Annotated in this window: 17 protein-coding genes and 1 pseudogene; 9 read left to right on the forward strand and 9 right to left on the reverse strand. The window is 35.0% G+C overall.

Features of this window, described 5'->3' with window-relative positions:
- Nucleotides 1-52 precede the first annotated feature (52 nt).
- Both C1638_RS04515 and C1638_RS04520 read left to right on the forward strand, forming a co-directional pair.
- A complete protein-coding gene (locus C1638_RS04515; RefSeq protein ID WP_109618575.1) occupies nucleotides 53-952 on the forward strand; it encodes a magnesium transporter CorA family protein in 900 nt (299 codons plus the stop codon).
- 86 nt (nucleotides 953-1038) lie between these two features.
- Nucleotides 1039-2625: a patatin-like phospholipase family protein gene (locus C1638_RS04520; RefSeq protein ID WP_109618576.1), complete on the forward strand. Its 1587-nt coding sequence runs from the start codon at nucleotides 1039-1041 to the stop codon at nucleotides 2623-2625.
- A gap of 50 nt (nucleotides 2626-2675) precedes the next feature.
- On the opposite strand, the gene C1638_RS04525 is transcribed toward C1638_RS04520, so the two are convergent.
- Nucleotides 2676-3206: an NAD(P)H-dependent oxidoreductase gene (locus C1638_RS04525; protein ID WP_109618578.1), complete on the reverse strand. Its 531-nt coding sequence runs from the start codon at nucleotides 3204-3206 to the stop codon at nucleotides 2676-2678.
- A 91-nt stretch (nucleotides 3207-3297) separates the two neighbouring features.
- On the opposite strand from C1638_RS04525, the gene C1638_RS04530 reads away from it, so the two are divergent.
- Together C1638_RS04530 and C1638_RS04535 are read left to right on the forward strand one after the other, a co-directional pair.
- Nucleotides 3298-3666, forward strand: a complete 369-nt coding sequence (locus C1638_RS04530) for a winged helix-turn-helix transcriptional regulator (RefSeq protein WP_109618580.1) — start codon at nucleotides 3298-3300, stop codon at nucleotides 3664-3666.
- A 57-nt stretch (nucleotides 3667-3723) separates the two neighbouring features.
- Nucleotides 3724-4233: a hypothetical protein gene (locus C1638_RS04535; protein ID WP_109618582.1), complete on the forward strand. Its 510-nt coding sequence runs from the start codon at nucleotides 3724-3726 to the stop codon at nucleotides 4231-4233.
- 48 nt (nucleotides 4234-4281) lie between these two features.
- Here C1638_RS04535 and C1638_RS04540 read toward each other — a convergent pair whose 3' ends face one another.
- Together C1638_RS04540 and C1638_RS04545 are read right to left on the reverse strand one after the other, a co-directional pair.
- A complete protein-coding gene (locus C1638_RS04540) occupies nucleotides 4282-4827 on the reverse strand; it encodes a DNA-3-methyladenine glycosylase I (protein ID WP_109618584.1) in 546 nt (181 codons plus the stop codon).
- Nucleotides 4827-5144: a nucleoside triphosphate pyrophosphohydrolase family protein gene (locus C1638_RS04545; protein ID WP_109618586.1), complete on the reverse strand. Its 318-nt coding sequence runs from the start codon at nucleotides 5142-5144 to the stop codon at nucleotides 4827-4829. Before C1638_RS04545 ends, C1638_RS04540 begins: the two co-directional genes overlap by 1 nt.
- Before the next feature lie 160 nt (nucleotides 5145-5304).
- Here C1638_RS04545 and C1638_RS04550 point away from each other — a divergent pair, with 160 nt between their 5' ends.
- From C1638_RS04550 to C1638_RS04560, 3 genes are read left to right on the forward strand one after another with little or no spacing between them, the layout of a single operon-like run.
- Nucleotides 5305-6219, forward strand: a complete 915-nt coding sequence (locus C1638_RS04550) for an alpha/beta hydrolase (protein ID WP_109618588.1) — start codon at nucleotides 5305-5307, stop codon at nucleotides 6217-6219.
- Nucleotides 6220-6236: 17 nt separating this feature from the next.
- Nucleotides 6237-6614 (forward strand): hypothetical protein, encoded by a 378-nt coding sequence (locus tag C1638_RS04555; RefSeq protein WP_109618590.1) that lies wholly within the window; start codon nucleotides 6237-6239, stop codon nucleotides 6612-6614.
- 52 nt (nucleotides 6615-6666) lie between these two features.
- Nucleotides 6667-7680: a TQO small subunit DoxD gene (locus C1638_RS04560; protein ID WP_109618592.1), complete on the forward strand. Its 1014-nt coding sequence runs from the start codon at nucleotides 6667-6669 to the stop codon at nucleotides 7678-7680.
- Nucleotides 7681-7938: 258 nt separating this feature from the next.
- Here C1638_RS04560 and C1638_RS04565 read toward each other — a convergent pair whose 3' ends face one another.
- The 5 genes from C1638_RS04565 to C1638_RS04585 form a co-directional block, all read right to left on the reverse strand.
- Nucleotides 7939-8535: a hypothetical protein gene (locus C1638_RS04565; RefSeq protein WP_109618594.1), complete on the reverse strand. Its 597-nt coding sequence runs from the start codon at nucleotides 8533-8535 to the stop codon at nucleotides 7939-7941.
- 510 nt (nucleotides 8536-9045) lie between these two features.
- A complete protein-coding gene (locus tag C1638_RS04570; RefSeq protein WP_109618596.1) occupies nucleotides 9046-10623 on the reverse strand; it encodes a DHA2 family efflux MFS transporter permease subunit in 1578 nt (525 codons plus the stop codon).
- A gap of 127 nt (nucleotides 10624-10750) precedes the next feature.
- Complete coding sequence (locus C1638_RS04575) at nucleotides 10751-11854, reverse strand: HlyD family secretion protein (RefSeq protein WP_109618598.1); 1104 nt, start codon at nucleotides 11852-11854, stop codon at nucleotides 10751-10753.
- Between the two features lie 20 nt (nucleotides 11855-11874).
- The gene (locus C1638_RS04580) at nucleotides 11875-13191 is read right to left on the reverse strand and encodes a TolC family protein (protein ID WP_109618599.1); all 1317 of its coding nucleotides are present in this window, start codon (nucleotides 13189-13191) and stop codon (nucleotides 11875-11877) included.
- The gene (locus C1638_RS04585; protein ID WP_228428029.1) at nucleotides 13175-13801 is read right to left on the reverse strand and encodes a TetR/AcrR family transcriptional regulator; all 627 of its coding nucleotides are present in this window, start codon (nucleotides 13799-13801) and stop codon (nucleotides 13175-13177) included. The genes C1638_RS04580 and C1638_RS04585 overlap by 17 nt, the downstream gene beginning before the upstream one ends.
- Before the next feature lie 242 nt (nucleotides 13802-14043).
- Between C1638_RS04585 and C1638_RS04590 the strand changes: the two genes are divergently transcribed.
- Complete coding sequence (locus C1638_RS04590; RefSeq protein WP_109618603.1) at nucleotides 14044-14277, forward strand: hypothetical protein; 234 nt, start codon at nucleotides 14044-14046, stop codon at nucleotides 14275-14277.
- 52 nt (nucleotides 14278-14329) lie between these two features.
- Here C1638_RS04590 and C1638_RS04595 read toward each other — a convergent pair whose 3' ends face one another.
- On the reverse strand, nucleotides 14330-15448 hold the full coding sequence (locus C1638_RS04595) for a DNA polymerase III subunit (protein WP_109618605.1): 1119 nt from the start codon (nucleotides 15446-15448) through the stop codon (nucleotides 14330-14332).
- 240 nt (nucleotides 15449-15688) lie between these two features.
- Here C1638_RS04595 and mdlD point away from each other — a divergent pair.
- Nucleotides 15689-17014 (forward strand): annotated as a pseudogene (gene mdlD, locus C1638_RS04600) (NAD(P)-dependent benzaldehyde dehydrogenase MdlD); the annotation flags it as partial.
- Nucleotides 17015-17106: the final 92 nt, after the last annotated feature.

Below are 17106 nucleotides of genomic sequence, written 5' to 3' on the forward strand. Positions count from 1 at the left end.
AGATAAAACTTATTTAACACATACTTTTTCAAAATATTAGTATTTTTACTTTATGCCAATTGATACGATATACAGAAGCACCCACTGTGAATGGGTAGATGTAGAGGCTCCTACTGCAGAAGACCTAAAATTTCTTCATGAACGATACGAAATCAACAATCTTCTTTTGGAAGATACTATAGACCCCAATCACCTTCCAAAATATGAAGAAGATGGAAATGTAAAGTTCTTTCTTCTCCGTGAAAGCACAGAACTGGAAAGGAAAAACCTGAATACCATAAGTGATATCAGTACAAAGATTGCGATTTTCATACTGGATAAAACCATTATTACCATCCACAGGATGAAAACCAGAAGTATTTCTGAAACGAAAAAAAAGATTTCAGCAATACAGGAAGAGGTTACTCCTCAAAAAATAGCTCTAATGATTGCCATATTGATCATGAAGAGCTTTGATGATGAGTCTATAAGCCTTTTGGAGACCATGGATAATATTGAAAATGAAATATTCCTTAAAAACACCAATCATACCAGCCAGATCCGAAGATTATATAAATTGAAGCGAAAATCGGGGCTGAACTCTCGTGTATTGGTCATTTCCACTGATGCTATTGACAAATTCAAGCTTTTGAATTTACAGGATTCAGAAATTGTAGATTTAAAAGATAAGCACAAGGATGTAGTAGCCGATTTTGATCATTTGAATATACAGATAACCAATCTTATTTCAATGTTTTTAGCTCTTTCTGATCAGAAAGCCAATCAGGTAATGAAAGTTTTAGCAATTTACTCAGTCTATTTCTTACCAATTACTTTCATTGCCGGAGTATATGGGATGAACTTTGATAATATGCCTGAACTTCATCATAAATATGGTTATTTTATCACAATGGGCATCATGTTAACGGTTGTTGTCAGTACATTCATTTATGTAAGACGTAAACAGTGGTAACATCCTGAAATTAACATGGAATAAAATGCTGCTATCGTTGAAAAATAAAAAAGCTTAATTTTTCGGCACCACCAAAAACAAAATACATGAAAACTGAAGACCTCAATATAATTCTGGGAGATGATTCTCTTTCGCAGGCATCCAAGGATAAACTTATTGCCTTACATGAGAATATTTCAGCCAAGGAATTTTCTGATCTTCTGGATCAGCATGGGAATCAGTATATAGAATTTGTACAGGAAGGCGGCGGTGTTTGGGGAAGTGCACTGGTAGGCTATCTTTATGGTCTCGAAACTTTTGGAATTCGTTTTTTAAAAGTAGCAGGAACCAGTGCAGGAGCTATCAATACGATGCTTATCGCAGCTTGTAAAACTAAGGAAGAACCTAAGAGCAAGCTCATTAAGGATATTCTTTTTAGTTGGAACTTTGCCGATTTTATGGATGGGAAAACATATGTAAAAACAACCCTCCATGCCATGCTTAATAATAAGGACTTTTTCAAAATCAATGCTATTATTGCAGCAGTTCTTTTCATTATTCTGGTCAGTATTCCTTTTGCTGTATCCTCAGAAACCATACAGAGTGCCAAGCTCATGTTTCTGATCCCTCTTGTTCCGGCTGTCATTTTATTTTTTTGTATCAAAAAATTGTACAACAACTTCAGAAAGGAGAACAGCGGACTCAACCCGGGAAATATTTTCATGAATACCATGGAAAGAGCTTTGGATGATTTTGGAATCAAAACCGTAGCCCATCTCAACGAAAAATTCATCCAAAAGGAGCGGGATCTTAACCTCAGCTATCGTTATGGGAATAATCAGGAGTATTATACAATGGCGTTAAGCAGCATTGATAAAATTAAAACCAAAAATCAGGAACATATTGATCTGACAAGATATAAGATTTTCTATGACAGTGTTGTGAATAATGATTATTATAAAAACAATCCGTTTTACCTGCTTCAGTCTGAATATGTTGTCATTACTACAGATATCAATGCCAAAATAAAGGTTGAACTTCCAACAATGGCCAATTTATATTGGTCTGAAGAGGAATTGAAACACGCCAGTCCGGCTGAGTTTGTAAGAGCTTCCATGTCTGTTCCATTCTTCTTTGAACCTTTTCAGAAAAGAATTGATAAAACGGAAAGCTCCATAAAATATGCATGGAGATATTGGATGAATACCAAACAGGAAGACATTAATCCGGTTGGTGTTTTTATTGATGGAGGCAGTATTTCTAATTTTCCTATTGATCTGTTTCATGCCGATGAAGTTTTTTATCCGAGAATGCCTCTTTTCGGGGTTCAACTGACGAGTGATTCTGATATTCTTTCTGAAAAAGGAAAAACAAGTAGGGAAATTCTTAAATCCCCTTTCAGCTATGCCGGAAATATCATCAGTACACTAAAAGGGTTCAATGACAAAACATTCCTTACCAAGCACACTTTCTACCGTTTGTACAGCATACAATCTGTAAACTGCGGAACCAGCAGCTGGCTCAACTTCTTTATGAAAAAGGAAGAGAAAGAAGATCTCTTCAACAGGGGATTTCAGGCTGCCCTTGACTTCCTTAACCTATTTGACTGGGAAAAATACAAATACGAGAGAATGATGCTTACCATGAAGGAGAAAAAAATCCTGAAAGAAGAAGATACTCCAACTGTGGGATAGTGATTTTCGAAAAGCCTCCATCCCACAATTGCAGTAAATCATTTTTAAATCTAAAGAGAATCCAGAAACTCCAGATACATCGGAACACTATTTTCAATCCATTCCTCAGAAGAATCACGCTCTATACCATAGTATACAAAAGGTTCTTCGTATTTCGCTTTAATATAATCAAAGGTCAGCTCATAGGGACGGAAAAGTTCATTCATCGTGTACTTATATTCTCCTGACTTGCTGTAGCCTTCTTTATCAATTCCTGCAGTAACAGCCAATGACATTTTTTTTCCCTCCAGTTTAAATCCGCTGTTACTCCCATAAGCCCAGCCATACAAAACAACCTCATCAAGCCATTGCTTTAACATTGGCGGACTGCTGAACCAGTAGAAAGGAAACTGAAATACAATTTTATCATAGGATTCCATCAACTCCTGCTCTCTGGCTACATTAATTTTTCCGTCAGGATAAGCTTCGTATAATTGATGAACTGTATATTTTTCAGGATATTTCGCCAATTCCTCGATCCATCTTTTGTTAATGATTGATTTTTCAATATCAGGGTGTGTGACAATAACTAATGTTTTCATTATGTTTAAATTTCTATCGCAAAATTACGATACGTAACTTACATTTTGTACATTAGCAACCTATTGTATGGTACTATAAAAAATGTAAGTAATGACTAAAATAAAGGAAACCTCAACCAATTTCGCCAATAAGAAAGCCCTTGCTGATGAATGTCCGGAGATCTATGCCTCTAATATTATCGGTGGTCAATGGGCACTTGCCATCTGCTGTTATCTGATTAATGGCAAAATGAGATTTGGAGAATTAAAGAAACGTCTTCAAAACATTACAGAACGCATGCTCACTCTTCAACTCCGCAGATTAGAGGATGATAAAATCATTACAAGAACCGTGTATGCAGAAGTCCCACCACGGGTAGAATATGAACTGACAGATATTGGTTATAAACTAAAACCTATTATCCTGGAATTTGAAAAATGGGGGAAAGAGCATAAAGAACTTTTAGAAAAAAGTAAATAATTCTTTATTTTGTTATTTTACGTATATTTAATACTATTAAACTCACAAATTAACAAAATGAAAAACCTAACTTTTTTAATTACCCTCACTACTACTATTTTCCTGGGAACATTTGTAAATGCACAAAAAATTTCTGATGGTCAATCCATAGATATCAATGGAATGAGTGTCACATTTAATATCCTCAACAAGGAAAGTGTTGAATCCGGAGGAAAACAGTATGACCGATATAAAGTATCTGCAACTGTGAAAAACACTTCAGAAAAGGCATATAATATCAGATTGTCAGCATTTCCACAGATTGTCAGCAATACCAACCTTATAGAGTTAGACTGCATCAATGCAACCGGAGCAAGGCTTACTTCTAAAAAGATTGAACTGAAGATGAAAGCTCAGATCATCAATGTTACTTATTCTGCCTATGACAAATCCGGAAAATTTACAACCAGCACCATTCCTGTAACCGGAAGTTATTATTTTGATCCGGGTGATACCATTAGTGACAACGCCATTTTCATTGTTCCTCAAGGTGAAAAACCTGACGTTTCCGTAAGAAATCTAAGATAAGAAATATGCCGACCGATTTTCTTGTCGGCATGTCTTTATTCTATCAAATTACTTCCACAAAGGTTTTTGTTCTAAAACTTTTGAATGAATAGGACAGGTTTCATGATGTGCCCCTTTCAAATATCCTGTACTCATCAAAAATTCGTTAACAATTTCTCCCCCTGTAAATTTAAATGTCTTCTTAAAGAGCTTCATCCATTCCTCTAATGTTTTAGGATGATGATGCTCCAGCCATTTTTCAAATGAACCAAATTCTTTCTGCAGCTCAATAATAGTTTTGGCATTTTCAATAGCAGCATTCACTTTCAATTTATTTCGAATAATGCCGGTGTCATTCAATAATCTTTCTCGGTCTTCTTCCGTGTAAGCTGCTATTTTTTTGATATCAAAATTGTGGTATGCTTTTCTGAAACTTTCTTCTTTTTTCAGAACTGTTTCCCAGCTCAGACCTGCCTGATTGATTTCCAAAATCAGTCTTCCAAATAATTCATTATCATCATGAATAGGAAATCCATAATAATTGTCGTGGTAATTTTTGTGCAGCTCTCTTCTACTTTCAGGCTGCATACTTTCTATTGCTAAACAATAACTCATTAGAATATATTTTCTGTTTTAGTTAAGAATTTCTCCAGGGCTTCTTTGATATCAATTCCTGTACGGTCTGCCAGAACGATCAGCCACCAGATATTTTCTGCTAATTTATGTTCCAGTTCTTCCGCCGAATCTTTTTTCAGCCATGTTTTCTCATGAGACATTACATTTCTCCCGACCAATCCTGCATCAGTAAGGTAAGCAAGAGCATCTTCTTCCAATGTCCATTGGGTTTCGTTACCTTTTATTTCCAGCTGATGATACTTTTCCCGGATGTCTAAGGAGCGTTTTATGATTTTATCAAAATTATTTGTGTCCATATTTTGTTTTTTTATGTAAAAATTTCAGGGTATAAAGATAAATCAGGATTGTGACAACTGTTAGTCAGTAGTGCTTTTATTTTTTATCATTATAGAAACTGAATATGCTTCTATAATTGCTGAAAATATTTAGTAGTTTAGGCTTTTCAAAACTTCAACTATGAAATTTCTCTTATCCGTTCTGTTTTCTCTATTTTTAACTTCTATAAATGCTCAAAATATATACTCCAAGGCTTATGGAAATAAAAAGAATCCTGCTGTAATTTTTATTCATGGCGGACCGAGTGGAAATGCTACTTTATTCGAAGGGACAACTGCCCAAAAACTAGCCGATAAAGGATTTTACGTTATTGCCTATGACAGACGTGGAGAAGGGCGATCCAAAGATGAGAATGCAACAATGACTTTCAAGGAAAGCTTTGAGGATTTAAAACAGGTTTATAATACCTATAAAATCAAGAAAGCACATATTCTTGCCCATAGCTTCGGAGGAATTATCGGAACATTATTTACCAGTCAGTTTCCTGAAAAAGTGAGTTCACTTACCCTTGCCGGAGCATTATTTACCCAACAGGAAACCTATGATCATATTTTAAAACAGGCCAGAGAACATTTCAAAAATGACCCAGCTCAATTAAAAGAGATTTCTGAAATAGAAAATCTTGATAAAAACTCTGCTGCCTACCGAAAAAGATGCTACGAAATGGCCAGCAAACTTGGTTTCTTTGACATGCCCAATCCTACCCCGGAAAGTGAAAATTTAAGGAAAGAATACCAAGCCGGTGAATTCTATAAAAACAATATCAGAAATACCAACTCTCCTATCAAGTTCTACCAAAATGAGCGATTGAATAACCTTGATAATACCGTTATTTTAAAAATAATCAAAAGAAAAGGTATTCCCATGTATACTGTTTATGGAAAAAATGATGGCATATTCTCTGATAAACAGCTTAACGACCTTAAAAATATTGTGGGAAAAGATAACTTCAAACTTATTGATAACTGTTCTCATTATTTATTTGTAGATCAACAGGATGAATTTTTAAAATTTATTGAGCTGAAATTAAAATAAAGTGTAGTTTTGTAAAAATGTCAAATACCAAAGTTTATATGAAGACCTACAAAGCTATCATAACGATGCTTATACTGGTGTTTTCATTATCCCCGTGTTCTGTCAAAAGAAATGTTCTAGACATTTTTGACATCCAATACATCAGCGGGTTAAATAAGGTAAAAACGACCTCAGGACTTTCCCAAAATTGTGATATAGCCAACACTTCTTCTAAAACTTCGGTTTCAAAAACTGAGGCTAAGGTTAAGTACAAAAAATTTCTTTTCGCTTTTGATGCCACTGCAAAAAATATTGGAGAAGAAAAGATATTTTTCAATGAATACTCAGGGCATACTACAGGTAACAGCCCCCCGAAATATATTTTATTTAAAAGACTGAAATTAAGCATGATTTAAACTTTTTTTAAATCCATTAATTCAAGTTTTTTACAATACAATATTAATTTCAATGAAACATACTACAAACAGCCAGTCTTCTGACTTGGCCGGATTATATACTTTATCCCTCCGCATGGTTATCGGATGGACTTATTTTTCAGCTTTTTGGCGCAGACTTATCCTTGAAAACAAGCTTATTCCTGATGAAAAGGGATATATCGGGGAAAAATTCAATCATTTCTTACCCAATGCCTTAGGAATTAAACCTGTCATAGAATATCTTGTTACTCATCCTGATGCTTTGCAACGGTCTATGATGATATTCACCATTATTGAAGCGGTTGTAGGATTATTAATCATTCTTGGTCTTTTTACACGATTGATGAGTATTGGAATCTTCAGTCTTGCATTAGGGATTTTATTAGGCTCAGGCTGGTTGGGAACCACCTGCCTTGATGAATGGCAAATTGGAGTTCTTGGGATTGCAGGAGGCTTTGTTTTGTTTCTTACAGGAAGTGGACCTTATTCTCTTGACCATTATTTTATGAAAAAAAATAAGGGTTTCACCCAAAGAAAATGGTTTCAATGGCTGGGATCCGGGAATCTTCCTATTTCAAGGCCTAAAACACTCGTGCTGGCCGGTTCTTTAATAATCTTTGGTCTTACCCTTTACACCAATCAGTATTTTCATGGTGGCGTCTGGGGAACACTGCATAATAAATCTGTGAAGCCGAAGCTTGAAATCTCCAACATTTCACACAATAACTCGGATTTAAAATTTGAAGTGTATAGAACTGAAGGAGCGGATGTCTACGGTTCTTTCCTTATCGGAATCCATATTTTGGATAAAAACGGAAATATTTTAAAAGAATTAGATCATAAAGAACTTTCAAAATTGTCTAAGGAAAGCATTAAAAATCATTATGTAACCAAGGTAAAACCAGGAAAACACAGCCTAATAATTCCATTGGGAGCTAAAGCAGATGTAAGTATCAGTATTCATGATATTCTTCAAAAGGAAGAGATTCATGCTTTGAAACTGATTGATATCAGTGGTATTGAATGGACAGAAAGTATCCGATAGATTTAAATTTTATACTATAATTTGTTGGGAAGCGCAAAGACGTAAGTTTTTATTTATCACGTTTTACAAGGTGAAAGAATTATCTGTTCGTCTTTGCGATTGCCAGCACAGAAATGGTATGTGGATATTAGATTGGAATGTTTTTTAAGCTTCGGTTAAAAACCGTATAAATCATATTTTTATTATAAAAGCGGACTAAAGTCCGCTCCTATCGATGTTTAATGACATAATCTTTAATCATTTAATTTTTTAAACATCTTATTTTTCCGTCACATTCACCTGATAAATACATGAACTATCCGGATCCAATTTCAGGACTTTTATTTCAAGTAAAACATCCAGCCCCATGGTATCGCATATTCCTTGTACAAAGGGTTTTATGACCGGCCATTTCAACAGTCCTGCGATCTGAAGACTTTGTGTAATTTTATGGTAACGATCGACTCCTTTGATCAACATTTCAACTCTGTGGTCATTTAATTCTTTAAATTCAAAATTATATTCGGGACTGGATGTAAAAATTGCTCCTATAAGTATTTTTGCCACTGTAGGAATTCCTGGTTGTAAATTGGGTTTTGTTTCCAGATTTTTTAGAGTCATTCTTGATCCTAAATCATACATAAAGGTATTGGAAAGCTGTTCAATAGCTTCTGGGCCATACAATTTTCCGGCCTGTTTAAGCAGACCTCCGTAAAAGGCTCCGGTAATATCCGAAAGACGCTGGGTTAATTCTGTAAAAGTTTCGGGAAAGAAGTCTGATATAATCTGAGCCTGATCCATTTCGGGAAGATAACTATCATTTTTCCTGAAATCCGATAGAGCCATAAAGGTTTCCGGCAGTTGTATTGGATTCATGTTTAAATTTTATAAAGTTTTGGTTATTAGTTGATGAAAAATGGTTTAAATCATAAAATACAGTATTGTTTTAATGAAATTCAATTATCAAAATCCTACCAATAGAGGAAAAGTATGATTTCCTACTCTCTCCTATAAATTTGGAGATAATAGGCATCTTGTCTTTACTTTCACATAAAACAGATATCATAGCTCATGAAAAGCTATCGTACAATCTGGATATTGATTTATAAATAATGCCGAACGATTACGTTCCGATCTTTGCCTTTTGAAAAGGCACAATAAGGGCAAGGGAATCTATTCATATTTTTTCATTTGGTAGTGTAAAGCTAAAAAAAATAAATAAATTCTCCAATAAGTGATATTAATTTATAGAAAAAGAAAATGGGCTTCGATAATCCTATTATTGAAAAATAGTTTAACCATATTGAAGTCTAAAATAAAATCTACTTCATCTCATTTTGACACAAAAAAACCTCCGATATTTTCGGAGGTTTTGTTTATTAAAATTTAGTGCATGGCTTCACTCAAATCTATTTTTTCTTTACTTTTTCTTTCTTTTATAAACAAGATGAACGGAATACAAACTAAGAATGCAATTCCTAAATAAAGGAAAACATCCATATATGATAGTACCGTTGCCTGTTTAGTAACTGTAAGATCCAGCATTTTATAAGCAGCATTCATTGCAGCATCGGGAGTCATCCCTTTAGCCGTAAAACTTGCCTTTAATGCATTTAATCTCTGCTGGACATCAAAGTCATTAGAATCTAAATGAGAAATCAAATTGACTCTGTATTTTTGGCTGGCATTTGCAATAAATGTTGTAATTGCAGCGATCCCGAAAGACCCTCCCAACTGTCTCATCATCCCCGTAAATGCGGCCCCCTGACCAATTTCCTGACCTTTCAGCGTACTTAGTGATAAGGATGTGATTGGAATAAATAATAATCCTAATCCGGCTCCCCTTACCATCAGCATCCAGAAGAATGCTTCTTTACTGGTATCTGGGGTCAGAATTTTGTACCCCCAGAAGCTATAAACAAAGAATGTAAATAATCCTAAAGAAACCAAAATCTGCTGTTTTACTCCTTTCGAAAGCAACTTACCGATAATAGGCATCATAAAGGCAGTCGTCAACGCAGCCGGAATCATCAATGCTCCTGACTCTAAAGCCGTCCACCCCAAAATACTCTGGGTATATAAAGGAACTATAAATGTTGACCCGTACAGACCAAATCCTAATACAAAGGACATCGCCGTTCCGATCCTTAAATTTCCGTTCTTTAAAACCCTAAGTTCTACAATCGGATATTTGAATGTAAGTTCTCGCCAGAGGAATAATATAAATCCTAATATTGCCGTTGCCGTAAATGTTACGATCATTCCGCTTTCAAACCAGTCTTCTTCATGTCCTCTTTCCAAAATAAACTGTAATGAACCAACTGTTACAGCCAGTAAAGCAATTCCTAACCAGTCTACATCTGAGGCTTTACGTTTTTCAGCATATTTCGGGCTCTTTATAAACTGTAAGGTCATTAAAGTAGCTGCAATCCCAATAGGAATATTAATATAAAAAATATAAGGCCAGCTAAAATTATCTACAATATAACCTCCTAATGGCGGACCTAATGTAGGTCCAATAATTACACCCAAACCATAAATAGCCTGAGCCATACTTCTTTTTTCAACCGGGTATGATTCCGTGATGATGGTCTGTGATGTTACCAATAAAGCTCCACCTCCAATCCCCTGACACAATCTGAAAAATACCAGTTCCCAAATATTATCTGCATTACCACATAAGAATGAAAATACGGTAAAAATGATAATAGAGGCTGCAAAGTAATTTCGTCGTCCAAACTGCTGTGAAAGCCAACTCGTCATTGGCACAATAATTACGTTACCAATGGCATAAGCCGTAATTACCCATCCCACTTCGGAAAGTGTAGAGCCCAGGTTCCCTTTCATCTCGTTCAAGGCAACGTTCACAATCGTGGAATCCACAATTTCCAGCAAAGCACAAAGAATAGCCGTGATTGTAATAATCACTCTTCGGGCTCCATATTCTACTAATGAATCTTGCATAATTTTTTGTACAATGTATTGATGTGAAAATTTTGTAAAATGTAAAATGTGTTGATGATTTAAACTTTGGCTAAAACCATTAATTTTAAATCAGTCATGAGTTCATTTTACCACAATACACGAAGTACTATTTCAATGAAACCTCAGCTTTCACGTTCATCCCTGTTCTTAGCTTTTTAGCAATGCTCGGATCCAGTTTTACAAAATCTATCTTAATAGGAAGTCTTTGTACTACTTTCACAAAGTTACCACTCGCGTTATCCGGAGGAAGAATAGAGAATGTAGAACCTGTAGCCGGAGAAAATGAACTTACCACTCCTTCAAATTCTTTATCTGGAAAAGCATCAATCTCAACTTTCACTTTTTGTCCCTCTACCATTTTATGAACCTGAGTTTCTTTGAAGTTAGCAACTACCCATTTCTGATCATTTTTAACTAAAGAAAACAACTGTGATCCAGCTTGTAAATATTGTCCGGCCTGAATAGGAACTTTTCCCACAAACCCATCTTCAGAAGCTAATATTACGGTATATGATAAGTTTAATTTTGCATTTTCAACATCTACTTCTCTTTGTTTAGCCACAGAACCAGCAACACTGATTTGTTGAGAGCTGGCAGCCGTTTGAGATGATGCAATATTAGTTTGTTGAGCAATTTGATTTCTTTGGTCAACTAAAACCTGTAATTGCTTATCTGCTGTTTGTTTTGCAGCTAAAGCCTGCTCATATTGTTGCTCTGTAATGGAGTGGTCTTTCACAAGATTTGCATATCTTTTTAAATCCTGAGAAGTTTTCCAAACATTTACTTTTGCCGCTTCTATCTGTGCGTTAGCAGTTACTACCGCTGCCTCAGAAGAACTTATATTTTTTGAAGTAGCAGTGGTAGAAGCTTCAGCATTTGAAATATTGCTTTTAGCTGTAGACAATGCTGCTTGAGCTTGTTCAAGGGCCATTTTCTGATCTCTGCTATCTAAAATAACCAAGGTATCCCCTTTCTTTACAAATTGATTATCTTTTACTTTCACTTCAGTTATATATCCTGAAATTTTAGAAATAACAGGTGACATGTTTGAAGCGATTTGAGCATCATCAGTCTCTTCGTGATATTGTCCGTAAGAGTACGCTCTATAACCGTAGATTCCTCCACCGATTAAAACAACCGCCAAAATTATTGGAAAGACTAAACTTTTTTTCTTTTTAGGTTCAGCCGCTTGTGTATCATTATTTTCCATTGTTGGTATCGTTCTTAAGTTTATTTAATTGTTAAAGTTCCTGTAGTCTGTAATAGTTTTCTGTAGGCTAATGCTGCATCTGCTTTTGCATTGATAACTCCTACATTTGTTGAAATCTGAGCTGCGTCTGCATCCAATAATTCCGTCATGGTAGCAAGACCGTTATCATATTTATTTTTTGTGATTCTGAAGTTTTCATTCGCCTGTTCAGCAGATTTTTCAAAAACAGCAATTCTCTTTTTAGAATAATCTGTATTTTGATATTCTCTGTTTACATCAAGCTTAATGTTGTCATTCAATAATTCATCTGTAGCAGCTAATTGCTTTTCTCTTGCCTGAGATTGCTTTAATGATGAATTTTCTTTCCAGATATTGGATAAATTATAAGAAATCCCAACGCCTACATTCACCGCATTGTAAATTGTAAGAAACTTAGGAATATCTGCGGCCACATATCCTCCGGTAAATGCTAAAGAGGGAAGGTTCTCTGCCTTTGCAGACTTTGTCCCCAATTCCGCAGCCTTTCTTTGCTGTGCTAAAGCCTGTAGATCCTTACGATTTTCTCTGGCTTCATTCACATAAAAGTCAACAGGTTTTACTTCAGAACCTTCTTCAATATAATTTTGGTCTACATCAATTTCTGTAGTTTCAGGAAGTCCTAATAACAGGTCCATATTGATGTTGGCAATATTATAATTATTCTTGGCTTCCAATAATTGAAGTTCAATGTTTGAAGTTTGGAGATTCGCCTTTAACCTGTCATTTCTGGCAATTAATCCATTATTCTCCATTTTAAGGAAAGTTTCGTCCCTCTTTTGTGAAGCAGTAAGATTTTCTTCAAAAACCTTAATAGACTGGTTGGCTTTAAACAAATTATTATAAGCCTGAGCTACATTATAAGCAATAGCAATCTTATCGTTCTCCGTACTTAATTTTGAGGCCTCTACCAAGTATTTTGCTGACTGAATACCATATTTGATTCTTCCGCCGCTGTAAATAGGTACACTAAGATTTGCAGAACCATAAAGCACCTGATGTACTTCCGGACCTCCTGCTCCACCTGATACTCCTGGAAGTTTAAGGTCTACATTGGGTTTTATCGGAAGATACATATAGCTTCCTGAAACTTTCAATTCCGGAAGCTGTCTGTTTTTAGCCTCCAGAAGATCAGCTGTAGCCTCTTCGATCTTGGCTGCATCGATCTTGAGATTCTTGCTGTTCTGGATTCCCAGCTGCACAGCTTCGTCAAGAGAAAGATTTTTTTTCTCCTGAGCATTTGCATTTGCTATTCCTACGAATAGTGATAATGCAATCACTGAGTTATTTATTCTCTTCATAACCTAAAAGGTCTTTTAGTAAATGTTTTATATGTTTATTAAGTTCGGTATAGTATGTTTCGTCAAAAACATCATCTTCAGCGGTATCATTAAGGAATTCTTTATACATTTCCTTAGCATTGAATGCATAGAATAAAGTTCCGCTTATGGTTGAATGAAGCAGATAAATAGGAGGATTTTTTGTAAAAACACCACTTTTCAGCCCACTTTCCAATATTCGGGAATACATAGAAAGGAATGACATTTTGGTTTCCTTTAAAAATGCTACAATCTGTGGATTCTCTGCATGAAGCTGCTCCCTCTGCATAATCCTGTAAAAGCATTTTTGGGTTCTTATTCTATTGGAAAACTGGTCTATTATTTTCTCAATTTTCTGCCATTCATTAAGGTCTGTTCTCTCTACAATATCCTTTGAAAAAAACTGTCCCTCATGCATTCTGTATTCAACCAATTTTTCATAGAGTTTTTCCTTAGAACCAAAATAATACGAAATCATAGAGATGTTTACATTAGCCATTTTTGCAATTTCTCGGGTAGAAGTTCCGTCGAAACCCTTTTCTGCAAAGAGCTTTTCAGCTGCAAACAATATATTTTCTTCTTTTGAAATCATGTCAGTGTCCATTTTTCAGGGCGCAAATTTACATAAGTTTTCAATTGAATCAAACGATTGATTGATTTTTTAAGATTGATTTAATTTATCAGGAATAAAAGACAGCCTCTATGAAAGAATAAGAAAGTCGTATAGAAAGACCAAATTTAAAGAAATAATGAATACGATTTCAAAGATTGTTTAAATATTTCAAAACAATTCAAAAAAATTATTATTTTTATCGACTTTAAAAATTTTAGATCATGAAAAAAATAATCTCAGTTCTGGCCATCGGTTTATTTGCATTTACTTATGCGCAGGAAAAACCTAAAGAAAGCGGATGTTGTGCAGGAAAAGATAAGAAAGAATGCTCTGTGAAAGATAAAAAAGCATGTTCTGATGCTCACCATAAAGGCTGTGATGCAAAGATGAAGACAGCAGAAAATACTCCAAAAGCAAAAGATAAAAAGACCGTAAAGGAAAAAAAGGCGGCTTAAAATTACTATACGCTACAAAAAATAAAACTCCGGAATTACCCGGAGTTTTTTATTATGTGCTTTTATGAATATATCTCGATAGTTTTATACCAAGATCAGTCCATACTATTTTAGGATTTCCATTTCTGGTAAGATGCAGATCTGCAGTATTGATTTCTTCCAGAATACTTTCAATATTGGCCCCACTAATGAATTTTGAAAAACCGGCCCAGTTGAATCCATTGGCATTAATCTTTTTATATACCAAATTTTCTGACTGATAGTTCTGAAGAAGAGCTAATCTGAAAATTTCAGAACAGTAGTTTAAAAAATTCTTTTGTTTTTCTCTGTTCCAGCCGGCAATTTCTCTTGCCCATACAATAATGCTTCTGAGGTATTCAGGTTTCTTTTTTACCATAAAAGCATCACGAACCCACTGTACAAATAGTTTTTCAAACTCATTGCTTTTATCTCCTGAATTCAGCAGTTTTATAGCTTCATTCAGATTTCCCTGTGCTTCATGAACAATCTCTCTTATTTTTTCATCAGAAACAGAAAAGTTCTTTTTTAAATAATTCTCAATGTCTTCGTCATTAATTCTCGGAACTTCTACAATCTGGGTTCTGGAAAGAATTGTGGGAAGAATATCATTGGTATTTTCTGCAGTAAGGAGAATGATGGTTTTTGCCGGTGGCTCTTCCAAAAACTTTAGAAACTTGTTGGAGGCAGCTACATTCATTTTGTCAGCTCTCCAGACAATAAGCATTTTGGTTCCGCCCTCAAAGCTTTTTAGAGCAAATTTTTGATTCTGGTCATCTATCTCATCTGCTGAGATGAAAAGCTGCTTGTTTTCGGACTCCAAAAAGGCCGTCCAGTCATCATAGCTCGCATAGGGAGATGCTAAAATCATTTCCCTAAACTCTTCAAATTTATTTTTGCTTAATGAATTTTTGTTGTCCGTAAAAACCGGAAAACTAAAGTGAAGGTCAAGATGGTTAAGGTGCTCTACTTTTGAAGCAGCATGCTCATTTTCCTGGTTCAAAATTTCTTTCGCATAGGCCAAAACAATGGGTAATGTTCCGTAGCCCTCTTTTCCTACAAAAAGTTGGGCATGGCTCACTCTGTTTTCGGTGATGCTTTCTCTAAGAAGTTTTTTCAGGTTCTCCTGTCCGGCGATGTTCTCCCAATTCATGTTCCAAAGATAAAAAATCTTATTTCAATTTATAAAATTAAGTCTGTTTAATCTGTCATAAAATCCTATTATGTCTATTTTAGGATATCCCAAACCTAATTATAGGAAACATCAATAATTTAATTAGAATAAATTTGAAATTAAATTGTGTGCAATTTAATTTTTGGAAATACATTTGCAATGCTAATTTTAATTTAACTTAACAGTAAGAATTCAGCCAATTTTAATCATCAAAATAAATTAAAAATGAATAAAGAATCCGAACAGAAAATAAGAGAGGTTTTTCAGCAACAGAAAGCATTTTTCAAAACCAATCAAACAAAAGATATAGAATTCAGAAAGACCCAGTTAAGAAAATTTCGTGAGGTCTTTTTAAATCATACAGATGCTCTTTGTGAAGCTTTGTCCATAGATTTGGGGAAAAGCCGAAAAGAAGCTGAATATGTAGAAATTCAAATTGTGATAAGTGAGCTTGATTATTTTCTGGAAAATATAGATGAATGGGCAAAACCTACACCTGTACCCTCAAAACCACATCCATCCGGAGCCGAAGTCATAAGTAAGATCATGTATGAACCGTATGGAGTGAATTACATCATCGGACCATTCAACTACCCTGTTCAATTAACTTTCAGCCCATTAATCGGAGCTTTGATTGCGGGTAATACTGCTATCTTAAAGCCATCAGAAAATACTCCTCATGTTGCCAAAATCCTGGAAAAAATTGTGAAAGAGTCTTTTGAAGAGTCTTATGTAACGGTGATTCAGGGAGCTATTGAAGAAAATACATTATTATTAAGCCTTCCTTTTGATTATATCTTCTTTACAGGAAGTCCGAATGTGGGGAAAATTGTAATGAAAGCTGCTGCTGAACAATTGATTCCTTTGGCTTTGGAGCTTGGAGGAAAATCACCTACTATTGTTCACCAAGATGCAGACCTTGATAAGGCAGTAGAAAGAATATCTTACGGAAAATGGATTAACTGCGGGCAAACATGCGTTGCTCCTGACTATATTTATATTCATGAGTCTGTAAAAAATATTTTTATTGAAAAGTTCAAGGCTCATTTAAAAAACGTTTACAATGATGAATCCCTAGGAAAAATAGGAAAGATCGTGAGTCAGAATCAGATTAAGAATCTGGCGGGCTATCTGGAAGCAGCTCCTGAAAAAGTAATCTATGGAGGAAACTACAATCTTGAAACCCGTCATTTTGAAGCAACTTTAATGGATAATATAACCTGGGATGATAAGGTAATGCAACAGGAAATTTTTGGGCCTATTCTTCCTATTATGACTTATCATGACATTAATGAGGCTCTGGAAGAAATTAATAACCGCCCTAAACCATTGGCTTTATACGTTTTTACAGAAGATCAGGAATTTGCAGATTATATTTTAAGCCATACAACAAGTGGTGATGCAGAAATCAACAGCACTATTATTCATGTAGGTTCTCATTATTTGCCTTTTGGAGGTGTAGGAACTTCAGGAATGGGAAAATATCACGGAAAATTCAGTTTTGAAAGTTTTAGCCATAGCCGGTCTGTTCTTCAGGTGAAATAATTATATAAGCCCCGCTGCTTAAAAAAGACCGTTATAGGATTATAAACGGTCTTTTTGCTATAATAGAATTATTATTTTTATGAATAAAAAAT

Origin of the sequence: Chryseobacterium oncorhynchi, assembly GCF_002899895.1 — a bacterium.
In the GTDB taxonomy this organism is placed as follows: Bacteria; Bacteroidota; Bacteroidia; order Flavobacteriales; family Weeksellaceae; genus Chryseobacterium; species Chryseobacterium oncorhynchi.

Bases quoted from the DNA above. Each gene is read 5' to 3' on its own strand.
- C1638_RS04575 (WP_109618598.1), bottom strand. From the start codon at position 11,854: ATGGAAAATAATGATACACAAGCGGCTGAACCTAAAAAGAAAAAAAGT.
- C1638_RS04515 (WP_109618575.1), top strand. From the start codon at position 53: ATGCCAATTGATACGATATACAGAAGCACCCACTGTGAATGGGTAGAT.
- C1638_RS04540 (WP_109618584.1), bottom strand. From the start codon at position 4,827: ATGAGTTATTGTTTAGCAATAGAAAGTATGCAGCCTGAAAGTAGAAGA.
- C1638_RS04580 (WP_109618599.1), bottom strand. From the start codon at position 13,191: ATGAAGAGAATAAATAACTCAGTGATTGCATTATCACTATTCGTAGGA.
- C1638_RS04590 (WP_109618603.1), top strand. From the start codon at position 14,044: ATGAAAAAAATAATCTCAGTTCTGGCCATCGGTTTATTTGCATTTACT.
- C1638_RS04520 (WP_109618576.1), top strand. From the start codon at position 1,039: ATGAAAACTGAAGACCTCAATATAATTCTGGGAGATGATTCTCTTTCG.
- C1638_RS04545 (WP_109618586.1), bottom strand. From the start codon at position 5,144: ATGGACACAAATAATTTTGATAAAATCATAAAACGCTCCTTAGACATC.
- C1638_RS04550 (WP_109618588.1), top strand. From the start codon at position 5,305: ATGAAATTTCTCTTATCCGTTCTGTTTTCTCTATTTTTAACTTCTATA.
- C1638_RS04595 (WP_109618605.1), bottom strand. From the start codon at position 15,448: ATGAATTGGGAGAACATCGCCGGACAGGAGAACCTGAAAAAACTTCTT.
- C1638_RS04570 (WP_109618596.1), bottom strand. From the start codon at position 10,623: ATGCAAGATTCATTAGTAGAATATGGAGCCCGAAGAGTGATTATTACA.
- C1638_RS04565 (WP_109618594.1), bottom strand. From the start codon at position 8,535: ATGAATCCAATACAACTGCCGGAAACCTTTATGGCTCTATCGGATTTC.
- C1638_RS04585 (WP_228428029.1), bottom strand. From the start codon at position 13,801: ATGATTTCAAAAGAAGAAAATATATTGTTTGCAGCTGAAAAGCTCTTT.
- C1638_RS04555 (WP_109618590.1), top strand. From the start codon at position 6,237: ATGTCAAATACCAAAGTTTATATGAAGACCTACAAAGCTATCATAACG.
- C1638_RS04525 (WP_109618578.1), bottom strand. From the start codon at position 3,206: ATGAAAACATTAGTTATTGTCACACACCCTGATATTGAAAAATCAATC.
- C1638_RS04530 (WP_109618580.1), top strand. From the start codon at position 3,298: ATGACTAAAATAAAGGAAACCTCAACCAATTTCGCCAATAAGAAAGCC.
- C1638_RS04560 (WP_109618592.1), top strand. From the start codon at position 6,667: ATGAAACATACTACAAACAGCCAGTCTTCTGACTTGGCCGGATTATAT.
- C1638_RS04535 (WP_109618582.1), top strand. From the start codon at position 3,724: ATGAAAAACCTAACTTTTTTAATTACCCTCACTACTACTATTTTCCTG.